Source organism: candidate division Zixibacteria bacterium HGW-Zixibacteria-1, assembly GCA_002838945.1.
In the GTDB taxonomy this organism is placed as follows: Bacteria; Zixibacteria; MSB-5A5; order GN15; family PGXB01; genus PGXB01.
Window position 1 is genome coordinate 53,306 of the sequence record PGXB01000018.1, and the last position, 10,553, is coordinate 63,858.

Annotated in this window: 9 protein-coding genes; 5 read left to right on the forward strand and 4 right to left on the reverse strand. The window is 49.0% G+C overall.

Features of this window, described 5'->3' with window-relative positions; translation table 11 throughout:
- Positions 1-185: 185 nt before the first annotated feature.
- Together CVT49_08590 and CVT49_08595 are read left to right on the forward strand one after the other, a co-directional pair.
- Positions 186-866: a hypothetical protein gene (locus tag CVT49_08590; GenBank protein PKK83468.1), complete on the forward strand. Its 681-nt coding sequence runs from the start codon at positions 186-188 to the stop codon at positions 864-866.
- 8 nt (positions 867-874) lie between these two features.
- Positions 875-1,735 carry a hypothetical protein gene (locus tag CVT49_08595; GenBank protein PKK83469.1) on the forward strand — a complete coding sequence of 287 codons (861 nt, stop codon included), beginning with the start codon at positions 875-877 and terminating at the stop codon, positions 1,733-1,735.
- A 175-nt stretch (positions 1,736-1,910) separates the two neighbouring features.
- Here CVT49_08595 and CVT49_08600 read toward each other — a convergent pair whose 3' ends face one another.
- From CVT49_08600 to CVT49_08615, 4 genes are all read right to left on the reverse strand, one after another.
- Positions 1,911-3,461, reverse strand: a complete 1,551-nt coding sequence (locus CVT49_08600; protein PKK83470.1) for a bifunctional ADP-dependent NAD(P)H-hydrate dehydratase/NAD(P)H-hydrate epimerase — start codon at positions 3,459-3,461, stop codon at positions 1,911-1,913.
- Positions 3,458-5,842 carry an endopeptidase La gene (gene lon, locus CVT49_08605; protein PKK83471.1) on the reverse strand — a complete coding sequence of 795 codons (2,385 nt, stop codon included), beginning with the start codon at positions 5,840-5,842 and terminating at the stop codon, positions 3,458-3,460. The genes CVT49_08600 and lon overlap by 4 nt, the downstream gene beginning before the upstream one ends.
- A gap of 45 nt (positions 5,843-5,887) precedes the next feature.
- The gene (locus CVT49_08610; protein ID PKK83472.1) at positions 5,888-6,943 is read right to left on the reverse strand and encodes a redox-regulated ATPase YchF; all 1,056 of its coding nucleotides are present in this window, start codon (positions 6,941-6,943) and stop codon (positions 5,888-5,890) included.
- A gap of 70 nt (positions 6,944-7,013) precedes the next feature.
- Positions 7,014-7,874 carry a deoxyribonuclease IV gene (locus CVT49_08615; GenBank protein ID PKK83473.1) on the reverse strand — a complete coding sequence of 287 codons (861 nt, stop codon included), beginning with the start codon at positions 7,872-7,874 and terminating at the stop codon, positions 7,014-7,016.
- A gap of 420 nt (positions 7,875-8,294) precedes the next feature.
- Here CVT49_08615 and CVT49_08620 point away from each other — a divergent pair, with 420 nt between their 5' ends.
- The 3 genes from CVT49_08620 (at position 8,295) to CVT49_08630 (ending at position 10,425) form a co-directional block, all read left to right on the forward strand.
- On the forward strand, positions 8,295-8,654 hold the full coding sequence (locus CVT49_08620; GenBank protein ID PKK83474.1) for a hypothetical protein: 360 nt from the start codon (positions 8,295-8,297) through the stop codon (positions 8,652-8,654).
- An 8-nt stretch (positions 8,655-8,662) separates the two neighbouring features.
- A complete protein-coding gene (locus tag CVT49_08625) occupies positions 8,663-9,484 on the forward strand; it encodes a hypothetical protein (protein ID PKK83475.1) in 822 nt (273 codons plus the stop codon).
- Between the two features lie 119 nt (positions 9,485-9,603).
- Positions 9,604-10,425 (forward strand): hypothetical protein, encoded by an 822-nt coding sequence (locus CVT49_08630; protein ID PKK83476.1) that lies wholly within the window; start codon positions 9,604-9,606, stop codon positions 10,423-10,425.
- Positions 10,426-10,553: the final 128 nt, after the last annotated feature.

The window sequence follows — 10,553 nt, forward strand, 5'->3', positions numbered from 1 at the left end:
ATAATTTGAATACGCTTGCAGGTTATAATAATGGTACTGCAATATATGCTCAAAGCAAACTAGAATTTCCAATTTCCGCTACTCTATTGGGCGCGAGAATGAGCTGTTTCTTAATCAAAGATAAGAAGAGAAATTGGATATTTTCATTAGCCGCAGCTACCAATACAAGTAACCCTCAGGGTAAAATGAAAGATACTGATTGGTACACTATAGTCGGTTATGGTGATTTGCAAATTAGCTATACTGAGTCCGATGCAAAATTCTCATATATAACAATCGATTTTGAGATTATGCGAAGAATATACTCAATGAATAATGCTCACACTTACATCCTAGCTGGCTTTCGATCTCAAATGCTTGATTATGATATAAAAGGGTTCAAAGGCCGACAAATTTATTTCATAGATGATACAACTTATGATTACATAGATATTTATGGAGATGTAAGAGCACTCAGCTACAAGGTATCATATTTATCACCGATGGCCGGTTTCTATTATGACCTCGGCATTGGCGAGACATCTTCATTGAACCTGATGGCCGCCTATATGTTAACCTTTGCCGATGATTATGATTATCATATTTTAAGAAACAAGTATTCGGAAGCGCATGGCACCGGAAATGGTTTTTACTCGAAGCTGAATTTCCAGTACAGCTCTATTGATGCGAATCAATCATATAAACCATTCTTCAGTATTTATGCCGAGTTTTTTACAACCAAAATATCAACTGGCCAGACTCAGGAGTGGTACGGCGATGACCCGATCTCGGAAGAAGACGACACCGGAAACGTTATCGAGGATATCCCCCACGAAATTACCACGCTTCAATTCCATATAGGATTGAGCTTCGGCCTCGCCTTTTAAGTAAAAGCATGCTCAATATCGACGGCATCATAAGAAAACGCGAAACGGTCGCCTGCACTCCGACAGGGCTGGCGACCGTCAGGCAGTACTACAGCGCCGATGTCATCGAGTCGACTATCGTCGAAAGAATCTCCTATCTCTCCGACGGCCTCAATATTAACGGCTATACCGCCCGCCCGAAGGATAAAGGCATCTATCCGGTTTTGATCTGGAACCGCGGCGGCACCGAGGAGCACGGCGCGCTCGACGATATCCGCGCCCACCTGATCCTGGCATCCACCGCCGCCTGGGGTTATGTCGTTCTGGCCACCCAGTACCGCGGCAATGTCGGCTCGGACGGTGTCGAGGACTGGGGCGGCGACGACCTGCATGATGCCCTCAATATGATCGAAGTGGCCAAAAATCTCGATGAGTGCGATACCTCGCGTATCGCTATTGAAGGCGCCAGCCGGGGCGGCATGACCACCTATCGCGCCCTCCTGGAATACGACCGGTTCAAATGTGCCATTGTTCATGCCGGGATTACCGATGTTCCCTCGCTGATAAAAATCCGCCCACAATTCGGACAGTTTGTTAATAAGCGATACAGCGATCTCACCGAAGATGCGAAAAACCGGGAGCTGCAAAAAATCTCGGCTGTTTATTTCGCGGAAAAACTGCCCGGACAAACCCCAATTCTAATCATGCACGGCACCGATGACAACATCGTGCCTATCGAACAATCGGAAGCCCTGGTGGCACAATTGGAGAAATATGGCATCCCGCACCAGTTTGTTCGAATCGAGGGTGGAACCCATGTTGCCCTCAAAGACGGCAGCTACCGGGAAATCGATCGCCTCCGCCGGGCCTGGCTGGAAAAATACCTCTAAGCAATTTTCATATAAAAAGCCGGAGCCAATTCTGGCCCCGGCCTTTTATATCGTCAACCCACCCTGTTCAGAGCGGGCCGCCAAATGTTCTACGCATTAATTAAAATAAAGATGAACTAAGTTGGATATTATTATTGAATCAAAAGCAAATGTGACCCGACAGTAAAAAACCTGATTATAAATAAGATTCCAATATTCTGAAGGCATCCGGCAGAAATTCGATCAAGTCGCTGGCAATCAACGACCTTTTCCCATACTCCGCCGCCGCCAGATCACCGGACAAACCATGGACATATATTCCGCAAATCGCCGCATCAATCGGCTTCATCCCCTGCGCCAGAAATGATCCGATTATCCCGGAGAGAACATCGCCGGTGCCGCCGGTCGCCATGCCGTCATTACCGGTCGGATTGAGATACATTTGCCCGTCAGTATCGACCACCACCGTCGGCGACCCTTTATATACAATAACCGCCTTATATTTGCGGGCGTATTTCCTGATTAAATCGAATTTTTCATACAGATCATCGGGGATACTCTCATCGATCAATCGCTTAAATTCTCCCGGGTGCGGCGTCAAAACCAGTCCGGGATGTTCTCCCTCCAGAGCGGCGCGGTCCTTCTCGAAAGCATTCAGACCGTCGGCATCGATAATGGCCGGTTTGTCGAGCAAAGCCACCAGACGCTGGATCAAATCTCTTGTCTCGAAATGCCGGCCGATTCCCGGCCCGATAATCACGGCATCGTTTTCGGCAATTTTCATTTTTATTTCGCCCAGACCACGTTTGGCCAGCGCGCCTTTTTTGGCGACATCGGGCAAAGGATAAGTCATCGGCTCGGTCAACTTCACTTCGAGAATATGATTCAGTGACTGCGGGCACCCCACGGTCACCAGTCCCGCCCCGGATCGGGCCGAAGCATTGGCCGCCATGGCCGCTGCACCGGTCAGACCGGTCGATCCGGCCAATATGAACAACTTGCCGAAATCCCCCTTATGGCCATCCGGTCGGCGTTTCGGAAGTAAATCCGCCGCCATATCAATGGTGATCAGATTTTCCTTAATACCGAATGAGTCAACGACTTCGTCGGGAATGCCGATCGGTATTACTTCGATATAACCGGCCAACTCCCGCCCGGGTGAATGATACAATCCGATTTTGGGCAGAGCCAGCGTAAATGTATAATCGGCTACAATGACCGCACCCTCATGATGCCCGGTATCGACATTCAACCCCGATGGGCAATCAATGGCAATAACAGGAACACTCTGCGTATTGATGTACTCAATCATTCCCGCCAATAATCCACTGGGGACGCCCTCGAAACCGGTCCCGAAAATGGCATCGATGATATAATCCGCCTCGAGGGAATCGGGCAATTGATCAGCCGAGCCTATGCCGTTGATATTAATATCCATCTCGCGCGCCCGGCCGAAATTAAGAGCGGCATCGGCGGATAATTTCTCGACAGGCGCCGGGTAAAATATTGTCACACTGGCGCCGGACTGATGCAAATATCTCCCGACGACAAAACCGTCTCCCCCATTGTTGCCCTTGCCGCAAAAGATGCCGATTTTCTTGCCCTGAAGATTTTGAAGGATCAAATCCCTGATTCTCTCGGCAATTCCGCGTCCGGCATTTTCCATCAGTTCCGGGCCGGGAATACCTTTCATCTCGATTGCCTCTTTGTCAATCAGGCGCATCTGTTCGGCGGTTACAAGTTTCATGAGTTTTTCTTCCTGCCTGATTTTTTCTTCTCGCCAGGCGCATCATCCAAAGCCTGCCTTAGAACCTCGCTGGCATCGGATACAAATATGAACTTTATCTCTTTCTTTATCTCCGCCGGCACTTCAATTATATCCTTCTTATTTTCTTTCGGAAGAATCACCGTCTTTACTCCGGCCCGATAAGCCGCCAGAAGCTTTTCCTTCAAGCCGCCGATCGGCAGCACTTCACCGCGCAGGGTGATTTCTCCGGTCATGGCCAGCTGCGGCTTGACCGGCCGCCCGGAAAGAATCGAGGCCAGCGCCGTGGCCATCGTTATTCCGGCCGAGGGACCATCCTTGGGTGTGGCGCCCGAAGGTACATGGATATGTATCTCATGATGATCGCAAATGTCTGACTTGATGCCCAGGGCGTCGCAATTCGACCGCACATAAGACAGGGCCGCCATCGCCGACTCTTTCATGATATCTCCAAGATGGCCGGTCAGGATCAAATCCTTCTTGCCTTTCATCATGGTTGCTTCAATAAACAAAATCTCACCGCCGACCGAGGTCCAGGCCAGCCCCGGCACCACGCCGATCCGCCCCTTTTTGGAGACAACTTCGCGCGAGAATCGCTGCGGCCCCAGATATTTCTGGATATCACCGCCGGCAACCATAAATTTCTTTTTCGAGCCGGCGGCAATCTTCCGGGCCACTTTGCGGCATACCGAAGCTATCTCACGTTCGAGGTTGCGTAAACCCGACTCGCGTGTATAGCCGTTTATCAGTTCCAAAATGCCGGTATCATCGATTTTCAAAACCCTGGCCGTTATCCCGTGGTTTTCAAGCTGCTTGGGAATCAGATGCCTCTTGGCGATTTCCAGCTTTTCCAGATCAGTGTAACCCGGAATCCGAATTATCTCCATCCGATCGCGAAGGACCGGCGGAATCGGATCGAGCAGGTTGGCCGTTGTGATAAACATCACTTTCGACAAATCAAACGGCACTTCGAGATAATGATCCGAGAAAGAATCATTCTGTTCCGGATCGAGCACTTCCAGAAGGGCGCTCGACGGATCACCGCGGAAATCACTGCCTATTTTGTCGACCTCATCGAGCATAATGATCGGATTATTGGAGCCGGCCCGCTTGATGCTCTGCACTATCCGTCCCGGAAGCGCCCCGATATAGGTTCGGCGGTGTCCGCGTATCTCGGCTTCATCCCGCATCCCGCCAAGCGATATCCGCTCAAAACTGCGCCCCATCGCCCGCGCTATCGAGCGCCCCAGTGAAGTTTTGCCGACCCCGGGCGGTCCGACAAAACAAAGAATCGGCCCTTTAACGTCGCTTTTCAGCTTGCGCACCGCCAGGTATTCCAGAATGCGATCCTTAACCTTGGTAAGATCATAATGGTCGTCGTCAAGAATCTTTTTGGCCTTACGGAGATTCAGGACATCGGTCGTCGACACGGACCATGGCAGCATTATCAACCAGTCGAGGTATGTTCGTGAAACGGTGTACTCCGCGGAGGCCGGATTCATTCGCGAAAGCCGTTCCAGTTCTTTCTTCGCGGCGCTTCCGACCGTTTTCGGCATTTTTGCCTGTATTATTTTTTCTTCAAGTTCGTCCAGTTCGGCCCGGTCATCCTTTTCGCCCAGTTCTTTCTTGATCGCCTTGAGCTGTTCACGGAGAATAAAGTCACGCTGCATCTTGCCCAGTTCCGACTGCGCCTCGCTCTGGATTTTTTTCGAAATCTCCAGAACTTCCATTTCCTTGTTCACAATCGACATCATCTTTTGCAGGCGTTTGTAAACATCGCTCTCCTCGATGATCTGCTGTTTTTCGTTGATATCAATACTCAGGTTGGAAGCAATCAGGTCGGTCAGCTTTGATGGTGTCTCCTGGTTGATGGCGGAAATATAAAGTTCCTCCGACAGGTTCGGCGATAGATCGACGATTTTCTTAAGCTGCTCGATCAGATTGCGCTGCAGGGCCTCGGCTTTGAGGGAATGCACCGTTTTATCCGGAATCTCCTCGACTTCAGCCGTTAAATACGGCTGCGTCTGGATGAAACGCTTGATTCTGATGCGAGCCAGCCCCTGAACCAGAAAGCGAATGGTCCCATCCGGGAAACGAAGCATCTTGAGAATATTGCCCGATGTCCCCACCCGGCGAATATCATCGGGGCCGGGATCCTCGGTAGCTTTATCGGATTGAAGGAAGACCCCGACCACACTGCCCTGCATCAGTGCTTCATCGATTAACCGCGCCTGTTTCTGCTCGTTGGCAATCAAAGGCACGACCAGATGCGGAAAGACAACCATGCCGCGCACCGGCAGGATAGGCAGTATCTGGATCTTGGACGATTTGCCGGAGTCTATTTTATCAATGCTTTTTTTCATCTTTTTACTCCCTGTATGGATGTATTTCGGCTCCCGACCGTTATTCTATATATTAAACCGGAAAAGAATAACATCGCCGTCCTGCACCACGTAATCCTTCCCTTCGACATGAAGCTTCGCGGCGGCCTTGAGAGCCGGAAGCGTCTTATATATCATATAATCGTCATATGTGGCCACTTCCGCACGAATAAATCCTCTCTCGAAATCGGTATGAACCGTCCCCGCCGCTTTCGGGGCGGGACTTCCCTTCCGGAGCGTCCAGGCCCGGCACTCCGGCGGTCCCACCGTAAAAAACGTAATCAAACCAAGAAGTTTAAAGGATTTTCGGATGAACTTATCGACCACGGGCTTTTCAATATTCAACTCTTTTAAAAAGGCCTGCCGATCTTCATCCGATAAGACCGCCAGTTCCATTTCGATTTTGCCGCATATCACCGAAATATCGCGCATCCCCTCGCGGCAAAACTTCTCATACCCCGCGTATAGAGCCGCATAATCGGGAAGCATTTCCTCCGCAATATTAAACGTAATCAATTGAGGTTTAAGTGTCAAAAACGAGTATCCCCGGACTTCCTTCTTATCCTCTTCACTCAGGCCGATCTCAATGAGCAATTTGTCGTTATTCAGCGCTTCATGGCAGCGCTGAAGAACCTCAAGTTCACGGGCCCGCTCCTGGTGGCCGGTCAATTTGATGGTCCGCGCCAGTTTTTCGATATTGTGTTCAATTATCATAAGGTCCGATAAGACCATTTCATCATTGAGCGCCTGCAAGTCCTGCTCAGGATGGGATCCGGGGCTGAAATTATCGACTACTATCACGATCGCATCGACCAGCCTTAAATCATGCAGAATTTCCAGGTCACCCCGGCCTTTCTTTCCCTTGCCGGTGAACCCGGGCGCATCCAGAAACTCTATCTCGGCATATGTTATCTTCTTGGGCTGATGTATATCGCTCAGTTCCGCAAGGCGTCGGTCGGGGACTTTTATTACCGCCCGATGCGAGGCCTGTGAATAATCGCCAACCGCTTCCTGTTGCCCTGATGCGGCGTTAAATAGCGTCGTTTTGCCCGATTGAGGCAGTCCTACAATACCTAATTTCATAATTGCATTTTATCCTACATTGGAGAAATAAGCAAGTTTAAACACGGCACGTCCGTCCGCACAACTCACTCTAATTTAACTCTGTTTGGTCCGCCAGCGAACGAAGTATTTTCAGATTCTCAATATCCTCGTGCAAGTCATCACTCTTGGGTGTTTCCAGAATTTTCGGCACCCTGTTTAGACGCCGGTCATTCACAATATTCCTGAATGGTTCCAGCCCAAGCTCTCCTTCACCGATGTGCTCATGGCGGTCCTTTTTCGAGCCGAATGGCTTCTTGGAATCATTGAAATGGATGATTTGAAGCCGCTTCAATCCTATGATATCATCAAATTCCTTCATCGTGGCGCGGTAATCCTTCGGATCCTGGAGCTTGTAACCGGCGGCAAAGATATGACAGGTGTCCAGACAAACCGAAACGCGGTTCTTATCTTCGACCATATCAATTATTCGCGCCAGTTGCTCGAACCTGTAACCGAGATTTGTCCCTTGCCCCGCCGTCGTTTCGATACATATCGATGTCTTGCCGTTTGGAAGTTCACCGAGAATGCGATTGAATGCATCGGCGATCCGTTTCAACCCGGCCTCCTCGCCGGAACCGACATGTGACCCGGGATGCATGACCAGTTGGGGAATTTTCAAGACTTCGCAGCGCTCCATTTCAATTCTGAAAGCATCTATCGATTTTAGATACAACTCCTCATCGGGCGATCCGAGATTGATCAAATAGCTGGTATGGGCGCAGGCCGTTTTCACGCCGCTTCTCTTTTGTTCGTCAAAAAAACGGGCGATTTCATCATCCGTCAAGGTCTTGGCTTTCCACTGGTTTGATTGCTTGGTAAATATCTGAATTACAGTACAGCCGGCCTTCTCTCCGTCCAAAACGGCATTATAAACACCGCCCGCAATAGACATATGTGCGCCCAATAACATGCTTATTTCCCTTGTTTCTCGTTCTTGTTGTTTGCCAATAGTAACGCTTCACCATGCTCCACAGTTCCATATAAAGAACCATCCCTAAGAAAACAAAGATAAACCCCTTTTGGCAATGACTATTTCAAACCAATAATCCCCGGACCCGACCATTGGGCAACTTATAAATATATGGGAAATTTCCCATAATTTATTTCATAAAATGGCCGCTGACGGGAAAGTAACCTCGCTGTAAAATGTCCTTCGTAATAAATTTTTTACAGAACTGGCCTTTCCGCCGACCACAACATATTCTCTGGCTTCAGGTTACAATCTATTTCAAATCGCCCCTTAAAAAATGGTCCGGATATGTCGAAATTATATATGGTTGGCAGATTATTTTCATGCTGTTTCTGTAAACCACGTAAGGAGTATTTCATAATGATATCACGCAATACCGATAAGGGCTTCACCATCATGGAAGTTCTTGTGTCAATTATTATTTTGACATTATCCCTGCTCCTTTTGCTGAATATGGCCATGGTGGCCCTTGAAGCCAACGACTGGTCGAACAAAGCGACCGCATCCACCCAGCTCCTTCAGGACAAACTGGAGGAATTGCGGACGACAATGTCATTATCGAACGGCGTCGATACCCTGCAGGGTATTGAACGGCGATGGCAGGTCACCAAAACCGCCGATCATCTGAGAAGAATCGATATTATGGCATCGTGGCAGAATAATCGCGGTGATTTGCTTCATAACAATATTACCGCCTATGTAAGAACCGACAGCACTTAGGTAACGCCATGAAAAAAGCCCAAAGACATCTGAAGAATATTCAAGGCTTTTCATTGCTGGAAATCCTCATTGCGATGTTTTTATCGGCAGTCGTGCTGACTGTCATATTCAGGCTCTTTATTACCCAGCACAAGAACTGGTCGATTCAGGAACAAGTGACAGACATGCAGCAGAATGCGCGCGCCGCGATGGATGAACTGGGGCGGCAGATCCGTATGGCCGGGCATGAGCTCCCCCTCGGATTACAGGGTATTATTGCATATAATACAAATCCCGACACCATCATTATTACCTATGCCGACGGCGGATGCGATGCCCCGACCGAAACCGATATGCCCCAGGCAACATCGGCAATCGACTGTAATGGCCATGATATTTCCTGCTTCTACGACGGTCAATGGGCTTATATCTTTCATCCGGATTCCGGCGGCGGTGAATTCTTCGAAATCAGCAACGTCGCAACCGGTTCCTCCCAGATCGAACACAACACTTGCCCATTATCCAAAGCATATGCCAGGGGCGCCATCGTGATTTCACTGCAACGGATTAAGTACTTTATCGATAACACCGACTCTTTGCATCCCAATTTGATGATGGAACTTCCCGGCCGTTCGCCCCAGATTTATGCCGAGAATGTCGCCGACCTGCAATTCCGGTACACCATGAAAAACGGTTTGACGGTCGACGTCCCCGTCATAATTGATGATCTCAGAGAGGTGGAGATTTTTCTAATGGCCAAAACCAGTCTGCCTGATTCGGATTTTCCGAATGACCCTTACCGGCAGGTACAATACACTTCCAGGATTAACCTGAGAAACTTCGACATTTGAGGCGTCACCGCAGTGGGAGAACACGACTATTGTAAAATGGTGGTGTTCTCACGTAACGAGCACATGAATTTTTTACTTATAAGGCCGCAATACGCAATAATAAAAGGGTGAGTAATTTTATGAAGACAACCTTCAAAAAATTGAGAAATGAGCTGGGATTCTCCCTGCTGGAAATTTTAATCGCAATGTTTCTTTCGGCGGTCGTGCTGACTGTCATCTTCAAAGTGTTTATCACTCAGCACCAGAACTGGTCGATTCAGGAACAGGTCACCGATATGCAGCAGAATGCCCGCGCCGCCATGGATGAACTGGGACGGCAGATTCGTATGGCCGGCCTCGAACTTCCTCTTGGCCTGCCCGGCATTATTGCCTATAATACCAACCCGGATACTATTATAGTCACTTATGCCGACGGTGGCTGCGATGCCCCTGTCGAATGGACCATGCCTCTCCCCTCGTCGGAACTAAGGTGCGACGGCCATGATATTTCCTGCTTCCGCGACGGTCAATGGGTCTATATCTTTCACCCCGATTCAGGGGGTGGCGAGTTTTTCCAGATCAGTGAGGTGCAGACCGCGGCGGCCCATATACAGCATAATAAGAGTCCCTTGTCAAAATGTTATCCCAAAGGGGCGATTATTATCGCTTTGCAAAGAATCAAATACTACATAGATAACAGTGATTCGCTTCATCCGAATCTGATGATGCAGCTGCCCGGACAATCACCACAAATCTACGCCGAGAATGTTGTCGATCTGCAATTCAAGTACACCATGAAAAATAGCCTGATTTTCGATGTCCCGACGATAATCGATGATATCAGGGCTGTCCAGGTAGTATTGACTGCAAGAACCGACCGGCCCGACCCGGATTTTCCGAACGACCCGTACCGCCTGAGACAATATACCTCTATGGTCAACTTGCGAAATTACGACATTTGATTTTTCCCGGAATACCGGAAGAGATAGAGGGTGAAGTTCCCCCGATTTAGTGGACACGGAGAAAGGATACTATTATTATGATTCTTTCTCATCCTGAGTCCCGAAGGACAGGAGGTGTTCAGATGTTG

Bases quoted from the DNA above. Each gene is read 5' to 3' on its own strand.
- CVT49_08590 (PKK83468.1), top strand. From the start codon at position 186: ATGAAAGATACTGATTGGTACACTATAGTCGGTTATGGTGATTTGCAA.
- CVT49_08595 (PKK83469.1), top strand. From the start codon at position 875: ATGCTCAATATCGACGGCATCATAAGAAAACGCGAAACGGTCGCCTGC.
- CVT49_08600 (PKK83470.1), bottom strand. From the start codon at position 3,461: ATGAAACTTGTAACCGCCGAACAGATGCGCCTGATTGACAAAGAGGCA.
- lon (PKK83471.1), bottom strand. From the start codon at position 5,842: ATGAAAAAAAGCATTGATAAAATAGACTCCGGCAAATCGTCCAAGATC.
- CVT49_08610 (PKK83472.1), bottom strand. From the start codon at position 6,943: ATGAAATTAGGTATTGTAGGACTGCCTCAATCGGGCAAAACGACGCTA.
- CVT49_08615 (PKK83473.1), bottom strand. From the start codon at position 7,874: ATGTTATTGGGCGCACATATGTCTATTGCGGGCGGTGTTTATAATGCC.
- CVT49_08620 (PKK83474.1), top strand. From the start codon at position 8,295: ATGATATCACGCAATACCGATAAGGGCTTCACCATCATGGAAGTTCTT.
- CVT49_08625 (PKK83475.1), top strand. From the start codon at position 8,663: ATGAAAAAAGCCCAAAGACATCTGAAGAATATTCAAGGCTTTTCATTG.
- CVT49_08630 (PKK83476.1), top strand. From the start codon at position 9,604: ATGAAGACAACCTTCAAAAAATTGAGAAATGAGCTGGGATTCTCCCTG.